Annotated in this window: 21 protein-coding genes and 1 pseudogene; 11 read left to right on the top strand and 11 right to left on the bottom strand. The window is 73.8% G+C overall.

Translation table 11 applies throughout. From position 1 onward, the window contains the following. Window positions 1–7: 7 nt before the first annotated feature. The 3 genes from ABZS80_RS26420 to ABZS80_RS26410 are packed head-to-tail and all read right to left on the bottom strand — an operon-like array spanning window position 8 to window position 3,218. Window positions 8–1,366, bottom strand: coding sequence for a hypothetical protein (locus tag ABZS80_RS26420; protein ID WP_355059938.1), 1,359 nt, complete (start codon window positions 1,364–1,366; stop codon window positions 8–10). Next, window positions 1,363–2,181 (bottom strand): sugar phosphate isomerase/epimerase family protein, encoded by an 819-nt coding sequence (locus ABZS80_RS26415; RefSeq protein ID WP_355059936.1) that lies wholly within the window; start codon window positions 2,179–2,181, stop codon window positions 1,363–1,365. The genes ABZS80_RS26420 and ABZS80_RS26415 overlap by 4 nt, the downstream gene beginning before the upstream one ends. Beyond that, window positions 2,178–3,218, bottom strand: coding sequence for a zinc-binding alcohol dehydrogenase (locus ABZS80_RS26410; RefSeq protein ID WP_355059934.1), 1,041 nt, complete (start codon window positions 3,216–3,218; stop codon window positions 2,178–2,180). Before ABZS80_RS26410 ends, ABZS80_RS26415 begins: the two co-directional genes overlap by 4 nt. Before the next feature lie 119 nt (window positions 3,219–3,337). On the opposite strand from ABZS80_RS26410, the gene ABZS80_RS26405 reads away from it, so the two are divergent. Genes ABZS80_RS26405 through ABZS80_RS26385 form a run of 5 tightly spaced genes read left to right on the top strand, consistent with a single transcriptional unit; the run spans window position 3,338 to window position 7,840 of the window. Then, window positions 3,338–4,729, top strand: a complete 1,392-nt coding sequence (locus ABZS80_RS26405; protein WP_355059932.1) for an extracellular solute-binding protein — start codon at window positions 3,338–3,340, stop codon at window positions 4,727–4,729. Next, window positions 4,726–5,688 carry a sugar ABC transporter permease gene (locus tag ABZS80_RS26400; RefSeq protein WP_355059930.1) on the top strand — a complete coding sequence of 321 codons (963 nt, stop codon included), beginning with the start codon at window positions 4,726–4,728 and terminating at the stop codon, window positions 5,686–5,688. The genes ABZS80_RS26405 and ABZS80_RS26400 overlap by 4 nt, the downstream gene beginning before the upstream one ends. Continuing rightward, window positions 5,688–6,554 (top strand): carbohydrate ABC transporter permease, encoded by an 867-nt coding sequence (locus tag ABZS80_RS26395; protein WP_355059928.1) that lies wholly within the window; start codon window positions 5,688–5,690, stop codon window positions 6,552–6,554. Before ABZS80_RS26400 ends, ABZS80_RS26395 begins: the two co-directional genes overlap by 1 nt. A gap of 35 nt (window positions 6,555–6,589) precedes the next feature. Beyond that, window positions 6,590–7,192, top strand: coding sequence for a phosphatase PAP2 family protein (locus ABZS80_RS26390; protein WP_355059927.1), 603 nt, complete (start codon window positions 6,590–6,592; stop codon window positions 7,190–7,192). Window positions 7,193–7,234: 42 nt separating this feature from the next. Further along, window positions 7,235–7,840 carry a class I SAM-dependent methyltransferase gene (locus tag ABZS80_RS26385; protein ID WP_355059925.1) on the top strand — a complete coding sequence of 202 codons (606 nt, stop codon included), beginning with the start codon at window positions 7,235–7,237 and terminating at the stop codon, window positions 7,838–7,840. Window positions 7,841–7,890: 50 nt separating this feature from the next. Here ABZS80_RS26385 and eccB read toward each other — a convergent pair. Further along, window positions 7,891–9,265: pseudogene (eccB, locus tag ABZS80_RS26380) on the bottom strand (type VII secretion protein EccB). 173 nt (window positions 9,266–9,438) lie between these two features. Here eccB and ABZS80_RS26375 point away from each other — a divergent pair. After that, window positions 9,439–10,044, top strand: a complete 606-nt coding sequence (locus ABZS80_RS26375; protein WP_355059923.1) for a class I SAM-dependent methyltransferase — start codon at window positions 9,439–9,441, stop codon at window positions 10,042–10,044. Between the two features lie 15 nt (window positions 10,045–10,059). Here the strand turns inward: ABZS80_RS26375 and ABZS80_RS26370 are convergent, their stop codons facing one another. After that, entirely contained in the window at window positions 10,060–11,064 is a 1,005-nt protein-coding gene (locus tag ABZS80_RS26370; protein ID WP_355059987.1) for a zinc-binding dehydrogenase, read from the bottom strand. A gap of 206 nt (window positions 11,065–11,270) precedes the next feature. Between ABZS80_RS26370 and ABZS80_RS26365 the strand changes: the two genes are divergently transcribed. From ABZS80_RS26365 to ABZS80_RS26355, 3 genes are all read left to right on the top strand, one after another. Continuing rightward, a complete protein-coding gene (locus ABZS80_RS26365; protein WP_355059922.1) occupies window positions 11,271–11,984 on the top strand; it encodes a spermidine synthase in 714 nt (237 codons plus the stop codon). 72 nt (window positions 11,985–12,056) lie between these two features. After that, window positions 12,057–12,233 (top strand): hypothetical protein, encoded by a 177-nt coding sequence (locus tag ABZS80_RS26360; RefSeq protein ID WP_355059920.1) that lies wholly within the window; start codon window positions 12,057–12,059, stop codon window positions 12,231–12,233. A gap of 124 nt (window positions 12,234–12,357) precedes the next feature. Continuing rightward, window positions 12,358–14,037, top strand: coding sequence for a long-chain-fatty-acid--CoA ligase (locus ABZS80_RS26355; protein ID WP_355059918.1), 1,680 nt, complete (start codon window positions 12,358–12,360; stop codon window positions 14,035–14,037). An 18-nt stretch (window positions 14,038–14,055) separates the two neighbouring features. Here ABZS80_RS26355 and ABZS80_RS26350 read toward each other — a convergent pair whose 3' ends face one another. From ABZS80_RS26350 to ABZS80_RS26330, 5 genes are all read right to left on the bottom strand, one after another. Then, window positions 14,056–15,021, bottom strand: coding sequence for a CU044_5270 family protein (locus ABZS80_RS26350; RefSeq protein ID WP_355059916.1), 966 nt, complete (start codon window positions 15,019–15,021; stop codon window positions 14,056–14,058). An 18-nt stretch (window positions 15,022–15,039) separates the two neighbouring features. Then, on the bottom strand, window positions 15,040–15,609 hold the full coding sequence (locus ABZS80_RS26345) for a sigma-70 family RNA polymerase sigma factor (RefSeq protein ID WP_355059914.1): 570 nt from the start codon (window positions 15,607–15,609) through the stop codon (window positions 15,040–15,042). Between the two features lie 57 nt (window positions 15,610–15,666). Next, window positions 15,667–16,266 carry an alpha/beta fold hydrolase gene (locus ABZS80_RS26340; RefSeq protein WP_355059912.1) on the bottom strand — a complete coding sequence of 200 codons (600 nt, stop codon included), beginning with the start codon at window positions 16,264–16,266 and terminating at the stop codon, window positions 15,667–15,669. A gap of 68 nt (window positions 16,267–16,334) precedes the next feature. Then, window positions 16,335–16,628, bottom strand: coding sequence for a hypothetical protein (locus tag ABZS80_RS26335; protein ID WP_355059911.1), 294 nt, complete (start codon window positions 16,626–16,628; stop codon window positions 16,335–16,337). A gap of 42 nt (window positions 16,629–16,670) precedes the next feature. Beyond that, entirely contained in the window at window positions 16,671–17,540 is an 870-nt protein-coding gene (locus tag ABZS80_RS26330) for an AraC family transcriptional regulator (protein WP_355059909.1), read from the bottom strand. A 278-nt stretch (window positions 17,541–17,818) separates the two neighbouring features. Between ABZS80_RS26330 and ABZS80_RS26325 the strand changes: the two genes are divergently transcribed. Beyond that, window positions 17,819–18,472, top strand: coding sequence for a class I SAM-dependent methyltransferase (locus tag ABZS80_RS26325; protein WP_355059907.1), 654 nt, complete (start codon window positions 17,819–17,821; stop codon window positions 18,470–18,472). A 42-nt stretch (window positions 18,473–18,514) separates the two neighbouring features. Here ABZS80_RS26325 and ABZS80_RS26320 read toward each other — a convergent pair whose 3' ends face one another. Next, window positions 18,515–20,332, bottom strand: a complete 1,818-nt coding sequence (locus ABZS80_RS26320) for an acyl-CoA dehydrogenase (protein ID WP_355059905.1) — start codon at window positions 20,330–20,332, stop codon at window positions 18,515–18,517. 264 nt (window positions 20,333–20,596) lie between these two features. Here ABZS80_RS26320 and ABZS80_RS26315 point away from each other — a divergent pair. Further along, a partial coding sequence (locus ABZS80_RS26315; RefSeq protein ID WP_355059903.1) for a VCBS repeat-containing protein occupies window positions 20,597–21,686 on the top strand: 1,090 nt, incomplete at its 3' end.

Genomic DNA, 21,686 nt, shown 5'->3' with positions numbered 1-21,686 from the left:
CGGCGGCTCACCCCTCGGCGAGGGCGTCTAGCACGAGCGCGGCCGTCCAGCTGAACGCCGGTGACCCGAGCCCGGCCCCGGTGTCCGGGTGGAAGTACTCGTGGCAGCCGGCCCCGTCGACCAGGCCGAGCAGGGACTCGCGCAGCCCGGCGGCCAGGTCGGGGCGGTGGTGGGCGCGCAGCCCCCGCCACACCAGCCAGCCGGTGTTCACCCAGCTCGGGCCGCGCCAGTAACGCAGCGGCTCGAAGTCCGGCGCGGTGCGGTCGTGCGTGGGCAGCGGGCGGTCCATCCGGGCGGCCAGGCCGAACCGGGGCGAGCACGCCTCGGCGAGCACCGCCCGCACCTGGTGGGCCGGCAGGTCGGGCAGGATCAGCGGCAGGAGCCCCAGCACGGTGCGGGCCGGGACGAGCCGGTCCGCCCGGACGTCGCGCGGGCGGAACGTGCCGGTCACCGGGTCGTAGAGCCGGTCGACGAGGGCCTGTGTGATCCCGGCCGCGCGGTCCCGGTGCGGCCCCGGGTCGGCGCCGACCACCGTGGCGATCCGGGCGAGGGCCTGCTCGGAGACCCCGAGCGCCGCGTTGACCAGCGGGCACTCCACGAGGAACGGATGCCGCCCGAGCAGCCCGTCGTCCCGGTAGCGGCCCGCCCGGTACGCGTCGACGAGCGTGACGTAGCGCGCGTAGTCCAGGTCGGTGGGGCGGTGCGCCGAGTCGGCGTGCGCGGTGTCGTGCCGGCGGTACGCCCGCATCACCGCCTCGTCGGCGGGCACCGCGGCCAGCGGGGCGTCCCAGGCGGGGCTGTTGTCCAGACCGGACTCCCACGGGTGCACCACGGCGGCCAGCCCGCCCCCGCCGACGTCCCGCCGGCCCGTCAGGTAGCGCTGCTGGGCGACCAGCCGCGGATAGAGCCAGCGCAACGCGGCCACGGACGCCTCGGAGGGGGCGCGGCGGTGCACCAGCCAGGCGGCCGGGGCGTGCACCGGCGGCTGGACGATCCCCGAGGTGGCCGCCGCCGGGGCGCCCTCGGCCCGGCCCGAGTCCCAGAACTCGGGCCCGGGAAAGTACGCGCCGACCCGCAGCGCCGGGTTGAACACGATGTGCGGCACCCGGCCGTCGGCCCACTGCGCGGCGAACAGGCTGCGCAACTCGCGCCAGGCCCGGTCGGGACGGACGTGCGCCAGCCCGACCGCGATGAACGCCGAGTCCCAGCTCCACTGGTGTGGATAGAGGGTGCGGGACGGGACGGTGTGGTCGTGCTCCCAGTTGGCGTCGAGTGTGGCCAGCGCCAGCCGGCGCAGCCGGGCGGCGCGCTCGGCTGCGCCGGTGCGGCCGAACCGTACCCCGGTGGCCTCGCCGGGGGCGCTCACGCCGCCACCCGCCGCGGCCGGGCCTGACCCAGGACGGTGGCAGCCTGACGCAGGGCGGCGACGGGATCGCCGCGCAGCCGGCACTCCAGGGCCAGCCAGCCGGGGTAGCCGATCTCGTCCAGGGTGGCCAGCAGCGCCGGCCAGTCCAGGTGCCCGGCGCCCGGCTGGTGCCGGTTGGAGTCGCTGACCTGCACGTGCCCCAGGTAGGGCGCGGCCGCGCGCAGCGCCGCGCAGGCGTCGTCCTCCTCGATGTTCATGTGGTAGGTGTCGGCGACCACCTGGACCGAGGGCAGGGCCACGGCACGGCACAGGGCCACCGCCTCGTCGAGCCGGTTGACCATGTGGTCCTCGTACCGGTTGAGGGGTTCCAGGAAGAGGGTGACCCCCTCGGCGCGGGCGTGCTCGCCCAGCTCGCCCAGCGCGTCGACGAGGACCTGCCGGTCGCCCTCGGGCGGGCGGGGCGGCTCGAACGGCGGCAGCCGGCGGGAGAACATCCCCCAGGCGGCCGGGGTCATGGCGCCGAGGCCGCCGAGCTCGGCGATCACCGAGAGCTGGGAGCGCAGGTTGCGCACGGCGTCCCGGGACCGCTCGGGATCGAAGTCGCCGATGAAGTGGTCCATCTCGACGCAGACGGTCGGCATGACGACGCCCTCGGCGCGGGCGCGGCGCAGCTCCGGCAGCCGCCGGGCGAGGCCCAGGTCGCCCCGGCCGCGCAGCTCGATGCCCTGGTAGCCGAGGGAGACGGCGAGGGCGTACTTCTCGGACAGGCCGGTGCCGGGGAGCAACTGCTCCTGGCAGGCGAGGGGGATGGTCATGGGAACCTCAGCACCACTTGGAGGGCGTCACCGTCACCGCGGTCGAGCAACGCCAGCGCGTCGGCCACCGCGCCCGCGTCGACGACGTGGCTCACCAGTGGCAGCGGGTCGACGCTGCCCTCGGCCACCAGGTCCATGAAGGTGTGGGCGATCCTGGTCCCGGTCCACCGGCCGGCCGTGCCGGGTGCCGGGGCGGGTCCGGAGACCTGGGCCGCCACCAGCTGGATCCGGTTGTGGTGGAACTCCTCGCCGAGTCCCAGCCCGTGGGCGTACCCCTGGTAGAAGCCGGCGGCCACGACGCGGCCGGCGTGGGTGGTGGCGCGGATGGCCTCGTGCAGTGCCGGGTACGACCCGGACAGCTCCAGGCAGACGTCCGCGCCGCGGCCGTCGGTCGCCGCGTGCAGCGCGGCGGCGGCGGAGTGGACGGTGGCGTCGACCACCCGGCGGGCGCCGAGCCGGGTGGCGTGCGCGAGCCGGTCCGGCACTCGGTCGACGGCCACCACCCGGGCTCCGGAGAGGACGGCGAGCCGGGTGCCGAGCAGCCCGATCACGCCCTGGCCGAAGACACCCACCCAGTCGCCGAGGTGCAGGTCGCCGGCGAGCACGGCGGTCAGGGCGATGGCGCCGGGGCGGGCGAAGACGGCGACCAGGGGGTCGAGCCCGGGGGCGAGCGGGGTGACCGCGCCGGCGGCCAGCACGGCCTCGGCGCGGTGCCCCCAGATGCCCCAGACGACCTGGCCGGGCCGGCGGTCGGCGACGTCGGGCGCCACCTCGACGACCTCGCCGACCTCCTCGTAGCCGAAGCCCACCACGGGGTACGCGGGCGCGGCCTGCCGGGGCACGAACATCCGGGTGGCGTCGTCCCAGTCCTTGCTGAGGCGGGGGTTGCTGCCCCGGTAGAGGGTCAGCTCGGTGCCGGCGGAGATCCCGGAGTAGCAGGTGCGGACGCGGACCTGGCCCGGGCCGAGCGGGTCCGGGGGGCAGGGCTCCAGGCTGACCCGCCGGGGCCCGGCCAGAGAGACAACCCAGTTGGCCATGGCGTCGCTCCGAGGAAAGTGCCGGAGCCAATTCTAAACCGAAATATTGGTAATTGTCTTGTAATTGATCAATCGAGAGCGTTAAATCCCTCATGTACCCTTCGAGAGGAGTGCCACCGATGCCATCACCCTCGATGCGGATCCTCGCCCCCACCCTGATCCTGGCACTTGCCGGGACAACCCTGCTGGCCTGCGGTGACGACGAGCCGAAATCCGACAGTTCTCAGATAACCGTGTGGAGCCTGGAAGACGTGGCGGACCGGGTGAACGCCACCAAGGCCATCATCGCGGACTACACCGCCAAGACCGGCGTCAAGGTCAACCTGGTCACCGTCAACGAGGACCAGTTCCCCTCCCTCATCGCCTCCAGCGCCGCCGCCGGCGACCTGCCCGACGTGGTCGGCTCGGTCTCCCTGGCCGGGGTGCGCACGCTGTCCGGCAACGACCTGCTCGAGCCGGACGCCAACAAGAAGGTCGTCGAGAAGCTCGGCCGGGACACGTTCTCCCCGCGCGCCCTGGAGCTGACCAGCGAGGACGGCAAGCAGCTCGCCGTGCCCAGCGACGGGTGGGGCCAGCTGCTGGTCTACCGCAAGGACCTGTTCGCCGCGGCGGGCCTGTCGGCCCCCGACACGTACGAGAAGATCGCCGCCGCGGCGGCGAAGCTGAACACCGGCGGCGTCGCCGGCATCACCGCCGCGACCGCCCCCGGTGACGTCTTCACCCAGCAGACCTTCGAACACCTCGCGCTGGCCAACAACTGCCAGCTCACCGACGACGCCGGCAAGGTCACGCTGGACTCCGCCGAGTGCGTCGAGGCGTTCCGCTTCTACGGCGACCTGATGCGGAACAACTCGGTCAAGGGCGCGCAGGACGTGGACACCACCCGGGCCACCTACTTCGCCGGCAGGGCGGCCATGCTGATCTGGTCGCCGTTCATCCTCGACGAGCTGGCCGGGCTGCGCAACGACGCCAAGCCTACCTGCCCGCAGTGCCAGTCCGACCCGGCCTGGCTCGCGAAGAACAGCGGCTTCGTCACCGCGATCAAGGGTCCGAACGGCGCCGAGCCGGCCCAGTACGGCGAGATCAGCTCGTGGGCGGTGCTCGACGGCGCGAGCGACCCCGCGTCGTCCTTCGTGGAGTACATGCTCTCCGACGGCTACCCGCGCTGGTTCGGCATGTCCCCCGAGGGGCGCTTCCCGGTGCGCACCGGCACGGCGGAGGACAAGCAGAAGTTCCTCACCGCCTGGAACACCAGCCAGGCCGGGGTGGACCGCAAGCAGCCGCTGTCGGCGGTCTACGGCTCCGACGTGCTCGCCACGCTGCGCAAGAGCCCGGACACCTTCCAGCGGTGGGGGCTGCCCCAGGGCCAGGGCAAGCTCGTCGGGGCGATCCTCGGCGAGCTGCCGGTGCCCAAGGCGCTCGCCGACGTGATCGGCGGGAAGTCCGACGCCCGGGCCGCCGCCGAGCGGGCGAAGAAGGACGTCGACGCGATCGCCAAGGGCGTGAATTGACCACCACCGCGCCGGAGGCCGGCCGCTCCCCCACCGGGGAGCGGCCCCGCCGGCCCGGCCGACGCCCGCTCACCCTGCGCCGCCGCGAGTCCCGTGCCGGGCTCGCGCTGGTCACCCCGACCCTGCTCGTCGTGGTCGCGGTGATCGGCATCCCCATCGTCTGGACCGTGGTGCTGGCCTTCCAACGGGTACGCCTGGCGACCCTGCGCCGGACCGGCCTCTTCGGCGAATTCACCCTGGACAACGTCGACCGGGTGCTGCACACCCCCGGCTTCGCCGACACGCTCTGGACCACCGTCGTCTACAGCGCCGGCGGGACCGTCGGCTCCATCCTGGTCGGCCTGGTGGCGGCGCTGGTGGTCCGCCGGCCGTTCCGGGGCCGCACCGTCGTCCGCGCGTCGATGCTGCTGCCGTACGTGGCGCCGGTGGTCGCCATGACGTTCGTCTGGCAGATGATGCTCGACCCCCAGCTCGGCTTCGTCAACGACTGGGGCCGGCGGTTCCTCGGTTGGGACGCGCCGGTCCCGTTCCTGTCCCAGGAGTCCACCGCGCTCTGGACGGTCATCGCGTTCGAGGCGTGGCGCTACTTCCCGTTCGCCTTCCTGTTCCTGCTGGCCCGGCTCCAGGCCGTGCCGGCCGAGCTGGAGGAGGCCGCCCGGGTCGACGGGGCCACCCCGACCCAGCGCTTCCGCCACATCCTGCTCCCCCAGCTCATGCCGGTGATCGCGCTGATCGGCGTGCTCCGGTTCATCATGACCTTCAACAAGTTCGACGACGTCTACCTGCTCACCGGGGGCTCGGCCGGCACCGAGGTGGTCAGCGTCCGGGTCTACCAGTTCCTCACCGCGCGGACCGACATCGGCGCGGCGGCGGCGCAGGCGGTCGTGCTGGCGGTCGTGCTGATCGTCTTCGTCGCGATCTACCTGCGTTTCTTCGGCGGCCGACGGGCGGAGGCGTGATGGACCGGGACCGGATCGAGACGGTGAGCCTGCGCTGGCTGCGCCGGCTGGTGATCGCCGCCTTCCTGGTGGTCACCCTGCTGCCGTTCTGGTACATGCTGGTGCTCTCGGTACGCCCCATCGAGCGGCTGCTGCTCGACCCCGGCTCGCTGCTCGTGCCGTTCGGCGAGCTGACGGTCGCCACCTACGCCGAGGTGCTGAAGTCCGTGGAGGACGGCGGGCAGGGCTTCCTCGCCTTCATCCGCAACAGCGGCATCGTGGCGCTGGCCGCCACCGCGCTCACCCTGGTGATCGCCATCCCCGGCGCGTACGCGGTGTCCCGGCTGCGGTTCTTCGGCCGGCGGCAGGTCAGCGCGCTGTTCCTGGCGGTCTACCTGTTCCCGTCGATCGTCATCGCGATCCCGCTCTTCGTGGTCTTCACCCGGGCCGGGCTGCGCGGGTCGCTGGTCGGGCTGGTGCTGGTCTACATCTCGCAGACCCTGCCGGTCTCGGTCTACATGCTGAAGAACTACTTCGAGACGATCCCGGTCAGCCTGGAGGAGTCCGCGGCGATCGACGGGGCCGGCCGGCTCGGCATCATCCGCCGGGTCAGCCTGCCGCTCGCCGCGCCGTCGGTGATGGCGGTCGCGCTCTACGACTTCATGATCGCCTGGAACGAGTTCCTCTTCGCGCTGCTCTTCCTGGTCGACCGGCCCAACCGGTGGACCGTCTCGCTGGGCCTGTCGCTGCTCGCCGACGGCGTCGAGGTGCCGAAGACGGTGCTGATGGCCGGCTCGGTGATCCTCACCCTGCCGATCGTGATCCTCTTCTTCGCCAGCGAGCGGCTGCTCACCGAGGGCCTCACCAGCGGCGCGGAGAAGGGTTAGTTGACCATGGCGGACGGCTCCAGCAGGATGGTCCGGTGCGGGCGACCCGGGAACGGACGGTCAACGGGCGGCTGGCCCGGCTGATCACCGAAGTGCTCGCACCGGGCGTCCTGGTGACCGCCCTGCCGCTGGTGGCGGCCGCCCGGGTCAGCCGGTCCCCGCAGCAGCTCCTGCTCTGGGGCGGCACCGCGCTGCTGTTCTGCGCGGTGATCCCGCTCGGCGTGATCGTCCACGGCGTACGCCGCGGCCGGCTCACCGACCGGCACGTCGGCGACCGTACCCAGCGGGCCCGTCCCCTGCTGACCGGCCTGGCCTCGGTGGCGGTCGGCATGGCCCTGCTGGCCGCGCTGGGCGCGCCCGCCGAACTGTTCGCCGTCATCGTGGTGATCTTCGTGGTCGGCGCCGCGTGCACCCTGGTGAACCACTGGTGGAAGCTGAGCATCCACGCCGCGGTCGCGGCCGCCACCACGGCCGTCCTGGTGCTGCTGTTCGGCCCGGCGCTGCACGTCGGCTGGCTGCTGGTGGCGGCGGTCGGCTGGTCCCGGGTGGTGCTGCGGGACCACACCTGGCCGCAGGTGGTGGCCGGCGCGGTCACCGGCGCCCCGCTCGCCATCGGCGCCTTCCTGGCTCTCGGCTGAGGTTCCCGAGCCGCGCCGAACAAGATCAGCTACCGTGGCGGCATGGGCAAGCCGACCCGCTGGGTGACCGACACGAAGCCAGGACACTCGCAGTGGTACGTCGACCGGTTCCGCCGGCTCGCCGCCGAAGGGGCGGACCTGGCCGGCGAGGCCCGGCTGCTGGACGCGCTCGTCGCGCCGGGCGCGCGGATCCTGGACGCCGGCTGCGGCACCGGCCGGGTGGCCGCCGCGCTGGCCGCCCGGGGCCACACCGCGGTGGGCGTCGACGCCGACCCGGTGCTGATCGACGCCGCCCGCACCGACCACCCCGGCCCGCGCTTCCTGGTCGGCGACCTCGCCGAGCTGGACCTGGCCGCGCAGGGCGAGCCCGAGCCGTTCGACGCCGCCGTGGTGGCCGGCAACGTGATGGCGTTCGTCGCCCCCGGCACCGAGCGCGCCGTGCTGACCGACGTCGCCGCGCACGTCCGGCCGGACGGCGTCGTGGTGGTCGGCTTCGCCACCGACCGCGGCTACCCGGTCACCGGGCTGGACGCCGACGCGGTGGCCGCCGGGCTGCGCCTCGAACACCGCTTCGCCACCTGGGACCTCCGCCCCTGGCACGACGACGCGGAGTTCGCGGTGAGCGTGTTCCGCAAGCCGGCCGCCTGAGCCGTCCAGCCGCCGCCTGAGCCGTCCGGCCGGGCGGCGGGGCGGCCCGGTCAGGCCGGGGCGGCGACCGTGCGGGCGGCGGCCGGGTCGAGCGGGCTGCCGGCCGGCACCAGGCTGACCAGGCCCGCCGGCAGCCGCACCGGCCGCACGCCGGCGTAGCCCAGCATGCCCGGCACGTCGGCGCCGGCCAGCACGTAGCGCCGGCCCAGGTCGGTGACCACGCAGACCGCCCCGCCGGTGGCGCCGGGGGCGGCGACCGACTCGACGAGCGCGCCCCGCCCCGGCTCGACCACCACCTGGTCGGCCCACCCCCCGGGCGGCGTCCGTGCGGCGGCGGAGAGGTCCGGCGGGGTGGCGCCGATCCGGACCTCGCGTACGCCGGTGTCGTCGCCGGCCCGGGCGCAGAGCGCGCCGGCCTCGACCGTGGCCAGCGCGGGCGGGACGGCGGGCGGGGCGGTCGGCCCGGTGGGCACCAGGTCGGAGCTTCGGGAGGGCGGCGAACCGGCCGAGGGTGATCGGTTCCGGCTCGCCCTGGCCGGTGCGGGCGAGCAGCAGGGCCGCCTGCAACTCGGTGATGCCGGCGAGGCCGGTGCGCCCGGCCACCGCGTACTGCCGGCCGCCGCCGGAGTTGCGAACCAGGTAGACGTCGCCGACGGTCGCGCCGGTGACCCGCTCGGACGGGGCGCCCAGGTCGCGCAGCGGGGGCGGTGCCAGGTCGGCGCCGGCCGGCACCGTGTTGAGCAGCGCCGGGGCCACCGGCACCGCGCGTTCCCGGGTGGCGGCCAGCGCGGCGAGCACCCGGTCGGTGTCGCGGAGCAGGTAGCGCCGCTCGTGCCAGAGCAGGTGCAGGCTGCCGTCCGGGTGGCGCAGCAGCAGGCCCTGGTCGCCGAGGGGCCGGCCGCCGGTGGCGTCCCGCCCGATCAGCAGCGCCGAACGGACCTCGGTGCGGCCCGCCTCGGCGGCGGTGACCGAGCAGACCGTCCACGGCCCGCCGGTGAGCCGCCCCGGCGCGGGCAGCGAGTCGGGGGCGTCGGCGATGCCCAGCGGCAGCCCGCGCGGCACCCCCTCGATGGAGCGGCGCGACACCAGCACGGTCTTCGGCCGTTCCGCGCCGATGACCAGCAGTGCCGAGGCGTAGTTGAGGACCGGGTGCAGCTTCTCCTCCCGATAGACGAACCGCGCGCCGGACTCCTTCTCCACGATCACGGCGCCCGCGTCGCGCCAGGCGCTGCCGCCGCCGGCGAACAGGCCGTAGAGGGCGACCCCGCCGAGCGCGATCACCGCGACCAGCACGCTGGCCAGGCCGGCGCCGGCCAGCCGGCGGAACGGCGACTGCGCGGGGTCGGTCTCCCGCATCACCAGCGCGGCGACCGCCCGCTGGACGGTGAACTGGTAGGAGTGGAGCTGGTCCTGCCGGGACGGCATCGGGTCCCTTCCGAGAAGGATCGTCGGCGCACAGGATAAGCGCTCCGTCGATCTCCCGGGGACCCTCCGTGTCGGCCGGCGACCGCCGGTGACGACGGGACTCGTCGTGGGAGCGCTTGCCGGAGCCGGTACGGTCACCATGGCGGTGTGGGGCCGCCGAAGGAGGAGACACAGTGGACAGCAGCGCCTGGGACACCCGGTACGCGAGCACGCCGGGTCTGGTGTGGAGCGCTGAGCCGAACCGCTTCGTGGTCGAGTCGGTCACCGGGCTCACCCCCGGCGCCGCGCTGGACCTGGCCGCGGGTGAGGGGCGCAACGCGGTCTGGCTGGCGGAGCAGGGCTGGCGGGTCACCGCGGTGGACTTCTCGCCCGTCGCCGTCGGCCGGGGGCGTGAGCTGGCCGCCGGCCGGGACGTCCAGGTGGAGTGGCGGATCGCCGACGTGACCGCGTACCGGCCGGTGCCGGGCAGCTACGACCTCGTGCTGATCAGCTACCTGCACCTGCCCGCCGGCGACCTCGCCCGGGTGCTGGCCGCGGCCAAGCAGGCGCTGCGCCCCGGCGGGAGCCTCGTGGTGGTCGGCCACGACCTGGCGAACCTGACCGGCGGCACCGGCGGGCCGCAGGACCCGGCCGTGCTGCTCACCCCGGAGGCGGTGGTCGACGGGTTGGCCGGGCTGCACATCCGGCGCGCCGAGACGGCCCGCCGCCCGGTGCCCACCACCGACGGCGGCACCGTCGACGCCCTCGACACGGTGGTCGTGGCGAGCCGCCCCGACTGACCGGCGCCGCGACCGTCAGGGCCGCAGGATCAGCCGGATCGGGTTGCCCTCCTTCTCGTGCACCCTGCGCACCGCCTCCGGCGCGTCCGCCAGCGGCAGCACGTCGCTGACCGACGCGGACAGGTCGAGCCGGCCGAGCCCGGTGAGGGTGACCAACTGCCCGACGTGCTCGGCCTCGGAGCCGTAGTGGCCGAGCACCGCCTGCCGGTTGTAGGTGAAGCGGCTGTCCGACGGGATGCTGATCGGCTTGTTGGCGATGCCGGCGAGCACCAGCCGGCCGTGTCGGCCGAGCACGGTCATGGCCTGCTCGCGGACCGCGTTGACGCCGGCGAAGTCGAACGCCACGTCGAGCCCCCGGGTGCCGACGAGTTCGAGCACCGCGTCCTTGAAGCCGTCGTCCGCCGGGTCGAGGGCCACGTCGGCGCCGAGGGCGACCGCCCGGTCCCGGGCCGCGGGCAGCGGGTCCACGGCGATCACCGGGGCCGCGCCGACCAGCAGCAGCAACTGCACCGCGTGCGCGCCGAGGCCACCGACGCCCCACACGGCGACCGCCTCCGCCGGCCGGACCCGGGCGGTCTCGGTCACCGCCGCCCAGGGCGTGGAGACCGCGTCGGGGATGATGCAGGCCTGCTCGAACGGGAGCAGGTCCGGGACGGGGACCAGGGTGTCCTCGCGGGCCACGGCGTATTCGGCCCAGCCGCCGTCGTAGTCGACACCGCGGGTGAGGACCAGGCCGAACCGGTCCCGCTCCCCCGCCTGGAGCAGCACCCGCTGGCCGGGCTGCCAGCCCGTCACCCCGTCACCGAGGGCATCCACCGTGCCCGCGACCTCGTGGCCGAGGGTCACCGCGTCCCCGCCCAGGTACAGCGGGGTGAGGGTGCCGTCGATCAGGTGCACGTCCGACAGGCACACGCCGGCGGCGGCGACCCTGATCCGCACCTGCCCGCGCCCCGGCTCGGGCACCGGCACCGATTCCATCCGCAGGGCCCGATCGGCCACGTGCAGCCGTCCGGCCAGCATCTCCGCCACGTCCGCTCCCCTCTCCGGCGTCCTCGACCCCCGCGCCGAGCCGGAGTCGTCGGCGGCGTACCCGTCGCCGGCCCGCCGATGCCGGCCGACGCGGAAAAACGGCCGCGCCGCCCGTATCCTCGGGCCGTCGGCCGACCGGTCGGTAGCATCCGGTCACGGACCGGTGGACCGGTCACGGACCGGTGGAGAGGACACCCGTGGGCGCACGCTTCGAGGAACTGGCTTGGCGGGAGACGCCGATCGGCGAGATCAGTCTGCGCCGGCGCCGCGACCCGTCGCTCGACGTCGACGTGTACGAGGTGAAGCTCGACGACGAGTTCCTGATGTCGAGCCTCTTCCCGGTCGCGGAGATCGAACTCGCCCGGCTCGGGCTGGCCCCGCTGGCCGGCGGGGCCCTGGACGTGGTGGTGGGCGGGCTGGGCCTCGGCTACACGGCGCGTACCGCGCTGGAGGATCCCCGGGTGCGCTCGCTGCTGGTGGTGGAGGCGATCGAGGACGTGATCGACTGGCACCGCCGGGACCTGCTCCCGTTCGCCGCCGGGCTGGCCGCCGACGCGCGGACCCGGTTCGTCCGGGCGGACTTCTTCGCGGCGGTCGCGGGCGGCGCCGGGTTCGATCCGGAGGCGCCGGGGCGCCGGTTCCACGCGGTGCTGCTCGACGTGGACCACTCCCCACGCCAGGTGCTGCACCCCAGTCACGCCGACTTCTACACGGTGGACGGGCTGCGCCGGCTGGCCGCGCTGCTGCACCCGGACGGGGTGTTCGCGCTCTGGTCGAACGACCCGCCCGACGCGGCCTTCCAGCGGACGCTGACCGAGGTGTTCCCGACCTCGGTGGCGCACGTCGTGCGCTTCCCGAACCCGTTGCAGGGCCGGGAGGCCGCGAACACCGTGTACGTGGCCCGGCACTGACGGGCCCCGGGCAGGCATGGCGGGAGCCGGAGCGGGAAAGCGGGCGGCCCACCGTACTCCCGGGAGGGTGCCATGCGGGCGTTGCTCTGGATCGTCGGCGTCGTGGCCGGCGTGCTCATCCTGCTCGGGCTGCTGCTGGAGGCGGTCCGCTGGCTGATCATCATCGGTCTGGTCGCGCTGGTCGTGGTCATCGTGCTGGGCGCCGTGAAGACCCGACGGGTGCGGAACCGGCCCGCCGGCCGCCGCTGATCGGGCGCACCCCACCTCGCCGCTGCGCGGCCGTGTGACGAACCCAGCAAAGTTACCGCGGGGTAAGTTACCGGGTGGTTAAGTTAGGCTGAGGGCCGTCATCCGGCAGCGAGGAGAGACGGCGATGGACGCGACCGCGCAGCGGCCCTGGACACGCAGCTACGCCCCGGGCGTACCGGCCGAGATCGCGGAGCCGGCCGGCTCGCTGGTGGACCTGATCACCGACGCCGCCCGCCGGTTCGGCCCCCGGGTCGCCCTCGACTTCTACGGCGCCACCACCACCTACGCCGAGCTGGCTGACCAGGTGGCCCGGGCCGCCGAGGCGCTGCGCCGGCTCGGCGTCGGCCCCGGCGACCGGGTCGCGCTGGTGCTGCCGAACTGCCCGCAGCACGTGGTCGCCTTCTACGCGGTGCTGCGCCTCGGCGCCGTGGTGGTCGAGCACAACCCGCTCTACACGGCCGACGAGCTGGCCCACCAGCTCACCGACCACGGCGCCCGGGTCGCCGTGGTGTGGGACAAGGTGGCGGCGCTGGTCGCCGGCCGCGGCGCGGTCGAGACCGTGGTGGCCGTGGACCTGCCCGGGGCGCTGCCGCGCCTCAAGCGCTGGGCGCTGCGGCTGCCGCTGCCCAAGGTCCGCGCCGCCCGGGCCGCGATGACCGCCCCGGCCCCCGACGCGCTCTCCTGGCCGGCGCTGGTCGCCGACGCCACCCCGCTGGCCGCCGACCACCCCGCGCCCCGGCCCACCGACACCGCGCTGCTCCAGTACACCGGCGGCACCACCGGCGTGCCCAAGGGCGCCGTGCTGACCCACCGCAACCTGCGGGCCAACGCCGCGCAGGGCCGGGCCTGGGTGCCCGGCCTGCGCGACGGCGCCGAGACGGTGTACGCGGTGCTGCCGCTGTTCCACGCCTACGGCCTGACCCTCTGTCTCACCTTCGCGGTGAGCATCGGCGCCACCCTGGTGCTCTTCCCCCGCTTCGACCCCGACCAGGTACTCGACGCGGCGCGCCGCCGCCCGCCGACCTTCCTGCCCGCCGTCCCGCCGGTCTACGCGCGCCTCGCCACCGCGGCCCGGGAACGCGGCGTCGACCTCACCTCCATCCGGTACGCGATCTCCGGCGCGATGGCCCTCCCGCCGGCCACCGTGGACCTCTGGGAGTCGGTGACCGGCGGGCTGCTGGTCGAGGGCTACGGGATGACCGAGACCTCGCCCATCACGCTGGGCAACCCGGTCGCCCCGACCCGCCGCCCGGGCACCGTCGGCGTGCCGTTCCCGTCCACCGAGGTGCGCCTCGTCGACCCGGAGGACCCGACCCGGGACCGCGCCCCCGGCGAGGCCGGCGAGCTGCTGGTCCGCGGCCCGCAGGTGTTCGCCGGTTACTGGAACCGCCCCGACGAGACGGCCCGGGTCCTGCTGCCCGGCGGTTGGCTGCGCACCGGCGACGTGGTCACCATGGACGCCGACGGCTTCGTCACCGTCGTCGACCGGATCAAGGAACTGATCATCACGGGCGGGTTCAACGTCTACCCGTCCGAGGTGGAGGAGGCGCTGCTCCGGATCCCCGGCGTCCGCGAGGCCGCCGCGGTCGGCCTGCCCACCGGGGACGGCGAGGAGGTGGTGGCCGCCGTCGTGCTGGACCCGGGGGTGGGCGCCGGCCCGGACTCGGTCCGCTCGGCCTGCCGCCAGCACCTCGCCGGCTACAAGGTGCCGCGCCGCGTCGTGGTGGTCGACGAACTGCCCCGCTCGCAGATCGGCAAGGTCCTCCGCCGCGAGGTCCGCGACCGCCTGCTCGCCGACGGCTGAGGGCGGGGCCGCCACCGGTCAGGGCAGTTGACCCGGCCGGTCGACGATCGCGACCCGCAGCCGCGCGACGGCCGATTCGGGCGACTCCCTGCCGTCGCGCACCACCGACCCGCGGGTGCCCAGGTAGACGTGGGTGTCCCGGTCGAAGAGGAAGTCGATGTTGCCCCCGATGACACCGGGCATGCGGATCGCCACGCCGTGCCGGCCCGCGGCGTCGACCACGTCGCCCGGGACGACGACCGCTCCGGGTTCCCGCGCCAGCAGTTCGAACAGCGCCGCCAGCGCCCGGGGCGGCACGTAGCCGTCGAGCACCGACCGCGCGGTCGTGTACGGCATGCTCTCGCCCCCGTACACGGCCTTCTCGTCGGCTCCCTCGGGGAGATGCAGGTCGACGGGGTGATCCCGGAGGTATCGGAGCAGCCGGTCCGGGTCGGTGGGCAGGTCGCCGTGGTAGGCGGGCGACGGGAGCTCGTCGAGCTCCTTCGTGGGATCCGCGGGGTCGAGAGGTCGGAGCACGCGCAGCTCGCCCCACCCGTTCGGTTCCGCCTCCGGCCGGTACCGCGCCTGCGGGTGCGCGACTCCCCCGGCGGACTGCCACATCTGCACCCGCGTGGTGAGGTACGGGCCGCTGTCCGGCCGATCCCGCCTCGTCGCCAGCGCCTCCGTGAAGACGTACTGGTCGGGTCTGGCGCTGAGCTCCGGCTGCTGCCGGGCGGCGTCGGCGGCCAGGCGGAGGATCTCCGACGCGCTGGCCGTGGGCGGTCGCTGGCTGCCCAGTCCCATGGCCTGGGCCGCCAGGACACCGGCGGTCAGCGCGACCGCCAGCCCGACTGCTCCGGCGAGGCGCCAACCGCGCCGGAACCCGCTCCGGCGTCCGACCGGACGGCCCGCCGGAGCGGGCTCCGACCGCTGGACGATGTGTGCCTTCAGATCCGTGAGGAGCTGCTCCTCGAAGCCGTGCGCTGACTGCTCGGTCCTCGTCATGGCGTCGTCTCCGTTCGATCAGGCGAGGGTGGCGGCGGGGCGGGCGAGCACGGCGCGGACGACGCGACGGGCGCGGTGCAGGCGGACGCGCGCGGCGACCGGGGACATCCCGAGCGCGGTCGCCGCCTCCGCGACGGTGAGGCCGTCGACGGCGACGCTCTCGACCAACGCCCGGGTGTGCTCGGGCAGCCCGCTCAGCGCCCGGCAGGTGCGGCGCGCCGCCGACTCGGCGTCGATCCGCTCCTCGATGCGGGCGATGTCGTCGGCGTCCAGGTCCCGTCGTCCGGCCAGTCGGCCGGTCACCCGCAGCCGTTGTGCCGCCCGGCGACGCTCGTCGGCGATGACGTTGCGGGCGACCCCGAACAGCCAGGCGATCTGGCTGCCCCGGTCCGGCCGGTAGCCGGCCGACGACTCGATCACCGCCAGGAACACGTCGGCGGTCAGGTCGGCGGCGAGGTGGGGGTCGTCGACCCGCCGGGCCACGAACCGGCCCACCGCCTCCACGTGCCGCCGGTAGAAGATCTCGAAGGCCACCGGATCGGCTCCGATGCCGGAGAGGTCACCCTCCACTGCGCCAGGATCATGCACCGGGCCGTCCTCTCTCGTAGCCGTTACACCCCTTCTTCGTACGGCCGGGCGCGGGTGTTACAGATACGAGGTTCCTGGCTGTCCCGGGGTGCCGGGTCCGAGGTCGCCGGAACGGATCGTCCTCGCCACCTCGCTCAGGTCGTTGTCCAGCTGGTGATCGCGCCCGGGCAGCCGGTGCAGCCGCGCCTGCGGGACGGCGCGGGCGTACAGGTCGGCGTGCGACGGCGGGGCGGTCTCGTCCCGAAGCCCGTGGAACACGTGCACGGGAACTCCGCGCGGCAGCCTCGCACCGAGGTCGTGCGGCAGCTCGAACTCCTCGCCGGGCCAGCCGCCCGCACCGACGAACGGGGCGGCGATCAGCACGATCGCGCCGAGTTCCCGCTCCGGTGGCCGCTCGGCGAGCGCGTTGACGAGGATCGTCGCGCCCACCGAATGGCCGGCGACGACCGCACCGTCGTCCAGGGCGGCCAGCTCACGCCGGATGGCCACACTCCACCGGGCGTGGCTCGGGTCGTCCTCGTCGGGCATGCGCGGGTAGCGGACCTCGTACCCGTCCCCGAGCTCCCGCCGCAGGCTGTCGACCAGCTTGTCGTCCCATTCGTCGTGCGTGCCCGCGCCGCCGCCCTGCACGAACAGGACCTGCCGGCTCTCTGCCATGACCATCCACCCTTGCGCCTCGATCGTGCATCCGGCCTGTGCGCCCCCGCGCCCGCCGCGGTACCGACTCAGGTGAGGCCGCGGTGCGCGGCCCACAGCTCGCCGGCCCGGCCGGCGGCCCTGTTGACCAGGGCCACCAGCTCGGACCGGTCGGGCACCGGGAACGAGACGTAGGTGCCGCGGCCGCCGGCCGTCGGTCGGCCGTACGCCTTCGCCGCGAGCCGCCCGTCCGGCAGGAGCCGGACGTTGAGCGTGGTCAGCGTGAACTCCTCACCGCGTCGGGTGTCGGTCCAGCGGAGCCCGTCGGGGATCGTGACGTTGATGGCCAGGGCGCTGACCTCGATGGCGACGTCGCTGTTCATGGACGCATGGTCCCACGCGGGCCGGGGCGCCCCCAGGGATCGTCACGTCGGTTCGACGGGCAGCCACAGTTCGCAGGTCGCCGTGCTGAAATCGGCCGCGCGGTCGAGCACCGCGACGATCGAGGGTCCGGGCCGGAGACGCCACGGGTTGGAGGGGAACCAGTCCGTCGCGGTGGCGGCCCAGGTTTCCTGCAGGACCTGCGGGTGCGGCCCGGTGGTGCGGAACACCGCCCACCTGCCGCCCGGGACCTCGATGGCGTCGAGGTCGTCCGGGGCCGACGTGTCCGGTGCGACAGCGACCCCGTGCAGGTAGGTCAGTTCACTGCCCTCGGCGCCGTCGGGGTCGAGGTCGTCGCAGACCTGCAGGAGGCCCGGCGGCTCGGCGTCGCCGAGGCTCTTCAGCCGGAGGTGCTCCTCCATCGGCAGTGCGGCGATGTGCCGCTGGATGTGCGGGTTGATGCCGTGGTGGATCAGCGGGACCCGCACCGCGTGTCCGACGAGCCGGAACGCGGGGCGGTCAACGATGCGGGTGTGCATGGGTCTGCTCCCTTCGACGCTCAGGCGGAACCTGAGCTGCGGTTGCGTGCGAAGGGGGCCTCCGTCGCGGCGAACCTCACCGGGGCCGGCGCCGTGGACCGCCCGGAACGCACGCCCGAACGCCTCCGTCGAGCCGTATCCGTGCCGGACGGCGATGCTCAGCAGGTCGTCCCGGCCGCGAACGACGTCCGCGGCGGCGACGGTCATGCGGCGCCGGCGCACGTACTCCGACAGCGGCATGCCGGCCAGTGACGAGAACATGCGACGCAGGTGATATTCGGTCGTGCCGAGCGTCCTGGCCAGTCCGACGACGTCGAAATCCTCGGTCAGGTGCTCTTCGACGAAATCGACGAGCCGGTTGAGTGCCGAGATCACGAGGCCTCCCTTCGACGTCAAGACTGGCCCGGGGAACCCCGGCCGCGCCCGACCGCTGTGGCCCGATCCGATCATGCCGCTGCTCAGCCGCGCTGACGCGGAGAAGGCCCTACCACCGCTCCACGAGGTGTTCACGGCCCCCGGCGCCGACATCCTCGGACGGCCGCACCAGACAGCGGGAGTTTGCCGAAACAGCAAGAAAGTTTGTCAACGCAGGCGGCGTTCCGGATGCTGGTGGCGTGGACAGCAACGAGCCCGACGCGGAAGGACACCGCCGCATGAGTGGACACGGACACCGGCACGCCGAGGCGGACGGTGCCGACATCTTCGAGCCACCGGCCTGGGAGGAGCGATACTCCGGCGCGGAGAAGATCTGGAGCGGGAACCCCAACGCGCAGCTCGTCGCCGAGGTGACCGGGCTGACCCCCGGCACGGCGCTCGACGTCGGCTGCGGCGAGGGCGGCGACGCGATCTGGCTCGCCCGGCAGGGCTGGCGGGTCACCGGCGCCGACTTCTCCGCCAACGGCCTGGCCCGGGCCGCCCGGCACGCCGAGCAGGCCGGGGTCGCCGACCGCACCGACTGGTGGCAGGTCGACGCGCGGACCTTCGCGGCGGACGGCCGGTCCTACGACCTCGTCACCAGCCACTTCCTGCACCCGCCGGACGGCGGGATGGTGGCGGTGACCCGGCGGCTGGCCGAGGCCGTCGCGCCGGGCGGCCACCTGCTGGTCGTCGGCCACGCACCGCACGAGGTGTTCACCCACCTGACCGCGAGCCAGCGCAGGGCCATGTTCCTCGCCGAGGACCTGCTGCCCGGGCTGCCGGACGACTTCGAGGCCCTTGTGGTCGAGCAGCGGCCCCGGACGGTCACCCGGGACGGCGTGACGGTCGACATCGACGACTCCACCCTGCTCGCTCGCCGCAGGTCGTAGGCAGCTCGGCGCCGGCTGCCCGGCGACCGGACCGGGCCCCGGTCAGAACCAGCTGTCCCGGGTGTCCAGCGTGGTCCGGTCCAGGCTCTCCAGCAGGTCGAACTGCGGCCCGGTCCGGGGCAGCTCGTAGCGGAAGAAGTACCGCGCCGCCTGCCGCTTGCCGGCGAGGAAGTCCCCCTCCGGGCCGTCCGGCGAGCCCAGCGCCTCGACGGTGAGCAGCTGCTCCAGCCACATCCAGGCGATCACCACGTGCCCGACGGCCTCCAGGTAGAGCGACGCGTTGGCCAACGTCACCTCGGGATCGCCGGCGCCGTGCAGCCGCCGGGTGACCACGGCGATCCGGTCGACCGCCGCCCCGAGCCGGCCGGCCAGTTCAGCCGCCTCGCCGTCGGTCTTCCAGGCCCGGGTCACGGTGGCCCGGATGGTCTCCAGCAGCAGCTCCAGGCCGGCGCCGTCGCGCATGGTGACCTTGCGGCCCAGCAGGTCCAGAGCCTGGATGCCGTGGGTGCCCTCGTGGATGGGGTTGAGCCGGTTGTCCCGCCAGTGCTGCTCGACGTCGTAGTCGCGGGTGTAGCCGTAGCCGCCGTGCACCTGGATGGCCAGGTCGTTGGCGGCCAGGCACCACTGGGACGGCCAACTCTTCGCGACCGGGGTGAGCAGGTCCAGCAGCAGGTGGGCACGACTGCGGTCGGCCTCGGCCGGGGCGGTCTTCTCCTCGTCGAGCAGCCGCCCGCAGTAGAGGATCAGGGCGAGGGCGCCCTCCACGTAGCTCTTCTGCGCCAGCAGCATCCGGCGGACGTCGGCGTGCGCCATGATCGGCACCTGGGGCGCGGTGGGATCCTTGTCACCGGCCGGCCGGCCCTGCGGGCGCTGCCGGGCGTACGCCACGGACTTCAGGTGGGCGGTGTAGCCGAGCGCCGTGGCGCCGGCGCCCACCCCGATGCGCGCCTCGTTCATCATGTGGAACATCTGCGCCAACCCCTGGTGCGGCTCCCCCACCAGGTAGCCGACCGCGCCGGGCCGCCCGTGCGGGCGGTGCACGCCCTCGCCGAAGTTGAGCAGGGTGTTGGTGGTGCCCCGGTAGCCGAGCTTGTGGTTGAGGCCGACCAGCACCACGTCGTTGCGGGGGCCGAGCGCGCCGTCGGCGTCGAGGAGCACCTTCGGCACGATGAACAGCGAGATGCCCTTCACGCCGGGCGGCCCGCCGGGGATCCGGGCGAGCACCAGGTGGACGATGTTCTCGGCCAGGTCGTGCTCCCCGCCGGAGATCCACATCTTGGTGCCGACCAGCCGGTACGTCCCGTCGTCCTGCGGCTCGGCCCGAGTGGTGATGTCGGCGAGCGAGCTGCCGGCCTGGGGTTCGGACAGGCACATGGTGCCGAAGAACCGCCCCTGCACCATCGGCCGGACCCAGGTGTCGATCTGCTCGGCGCTGCCGTGGGCGAGCAGCAGGTTGGCGTTGCCGAGGGTGAGGAACGGGTAGGCGGCGGTGGCCACGTTGGCGGCCTGGAACCAGGCGGAGCAGGCGGCGGCCACCGCGTGCGGCAGTTGCATGCCGCCGACCGACTCGTCCATGGTGGCGGCCAGCAGCCCGGTGCGGGCGTACGCGTCCAGAGCGGCCTTGACCTGGGGGATGGTGCGGACCCGCTGCCCGTCGAAGGTCGGTTCGCTGGCGTCGGCGGCCCGGTTGTGCGGGGCGAACTGCTCGGCGGCGACCTGCGCGGCGAGGTCCAGCACCGCGTCGAAGGTCTCCCGCGAGTGCTCGGCGTAGCGGGGTCGCTCGGTCAGCCGGCTGACCTCCAGCCAGTCGTGGAGCAGGAACGCCAGGTCACGACGGGACAGCAGGGTGGACGACGACAACGGTTCTCCTTCCGTCGACCGTGCTCAGCCGCGGCGCAGCCCGGCGACGGCCTCTCGAAGGTCATCCTGACTCATCGGGGCGGGCGGCGCACGCTCCGCCGCCTCTGGTCTCTGCTAGCGGGCTGTGCCGGCCAGGTACGGGATCGGTCCTGAAAGTCCCGCTTCAGCCGCCCGTAAGGGGCGTGCACGAGCCTCTAGGACACCAGCCCGGTCAGTGGGACCCGGGTCTGTAGTTGGAGGTCCTCGGCGAATGGATTACCACCGGTGAACAACGCGCTCTTGAAAGTAGCGCCCCTCTGTGCCACGGTCGCGCTGGCCACGACCGCTCTGTTGGGAGCGTCCCCCGCACTCGGCGCCGAAGTCGGCGAGCAGTCGGACCTGCCGCCGGCCCTCGCCTCGGTCAACGCGCTGTACGTGACGGCCCCTTGTGATCCCGACGGCCCCACCGCAACCGATGCGGCCCTCGCCACCCAGCTGAATCCGCAGCTGAGTTCCGATATGCGGAACAACCTGACGGCCTACCGCGTCTCCTGCGCACGGGAGGTCGTCGAGGCGGTACGAGCACGGGGCCTCGCCTCGCGCGCCGCTGTCATCGCGGTCACCACCGTGATCGTCGAAACTCATCTGCAGAACATCAGCGAGGAGGTGGACCACACCAGTCTTGGTCTGTTCCAACAGCAGGAATGGTGGGGCACCCGCGCTCAACGGCTCAACCCGACCTGGGCCACGAATGCGTTCCTCAACGCGATGGAGGACAAGTACCCCAACGGCACCTGGGCCACCGCCGCGATCGGCGATGTCTGCCAGAAGGTGCAGGTGTCGGCCTACCCCAGCAGGTACCAGGTTCAGGCGCCGGACGCACAGATCATCGTCGACGCCCTCTGGAACTCTGCGGGCGCTCGCCTCGAGGACGTTCCGGTCTCGGGTGACTGGAACGGTGACGGTGTCGACACCGTCGGCGTCTTCCGCCCGAGCGAATCGACGTTCTACCTGCGCGACACCAACAGCGGAGCCGCGACCAGAGTCTTCAAGTTCGGCCACGGCCCGTCCGGTGACATTCCGGTGGCCGGCGACTGGAACAACGACGGCAAGGACACCGTCGGCGTGTTCCGCCCCGCAAACTCCACCTGGTACCTCACCAACGGCACCACCACCACCGACTACCAGTTCATCTACGGCCACGGCGGATCCGGCGACCAGCCCGTCGCAGGCGACTGGAACAACGACGGCAAGGACACCATCGGCGTGTTCCGCCCCACAAACTCCACCTGGTACCTCACCAACGGCACCACCACCACCGACTACCAGTTCATCTACGGCCACGGCGGATCCGGCGACCAGCCCGTCGCAGGCG

Source organism: Micromonospora sp. NPDC005305 (assembly GCF_040607315.1).
Classification (GTDB): Bacteria; Actinomycetota; Actinomycetes; order Mycobacteriales; family Micromonosporaceae; genus Micromonospora.
The sequence above is the reverse complement of the archived record's forward strand: the minus strand, read 5'-3'. Positions and strand labels throughout refer to the sequence as shown.

Bases quoted from the DNA above. Each gene is read 5' to 3' on its own strand.
- ABZS80_RS26405 (WP_355059932.1), top strand. From the start codon at position 3,338: ATGCCATCACCCTCGATGCGGATCCTCGCCCCCACCCTGATCCTGGCA.
- ABZS80_RS26415 (WP_355059936.1), bottom strand. From the start codon at position 2,181: ATGACCATCCCCCTCGCCTGCCAGGAGCAGTTGCTCCCCGGCACCGGC.
- ABZS80_RS26325 (WP_355059907.1), top strand. From the start codon at position 17,819: ATGAGTGGACACGGACACCGGCACGCCGAGGCGGACGGTGCCGACATC.
- ABZS80_RS26370 (WP_355059987.1), bottom strand. From the start codon at position 11,064: ATGCTGGCCGGACGGCTGCACGTGGCCGATCGGGCCCTGCGGATGGAA.
- ABZS80_RS26360 (WP_355059920.1), top strand. From the start codon at position 12,057: ATGCGGGCGTTGCTCTGGATCGTCGGCGTCGTGGCCGGCGTGCTCATC.
- ABZS80_RS26395 (WP_355059928.1), top strand. From the start codon at position 5,688: ATGGACCGGGACCGGATCGAGACGGTGAGCCTGCGCTGGCTGCGCCGG.
- ABZS80_RS26385 (WP_355059925.1), top strand. From the start codon at position 7,235: ATGGGCAAGCCGACCCGCTGGGTGACCGACACGAAGCCAGGACACTCG.
- ABZS80_RS26355 (WP_355059918.1), top strand. From the start codon at position 12,358: ATGGACGCGACCGCGCAGCGGCCCTGGACACGCAGCTACGCCCCGGGC.
- ABZS80_RS26410 (WP_355059934.1), bottom strand. From the start codon at position 3,218: ATGGCCAACTGGGTTGTCTCTCTGGCCGGGCCCCGGCGGGTCAGCCTG.
- ABZS80_RS26340 (WP_355059912.1), bottom strand. From the start codon at position 16,266: ATGGCAGAGAGCCGGCAGGTCCTGTTCGTGCAGGGCGGCGGCGCGGGC.
- ABZS80_RS26350 (WP_355059916.1), bottom strand. From the start codon at position 15,021: ATGACGAGGACCGAGCAGTCAGCGCACGGCTTCGAGGAGCAGCTCCTC.
- ABZS80_RS26335 (WP_355059911.1), bottom strand. From the start codon at position 16,628: ATGAACAGCGACGTCGCCATCGAGGTCAGCGCCCTGGCCATCAACGTC.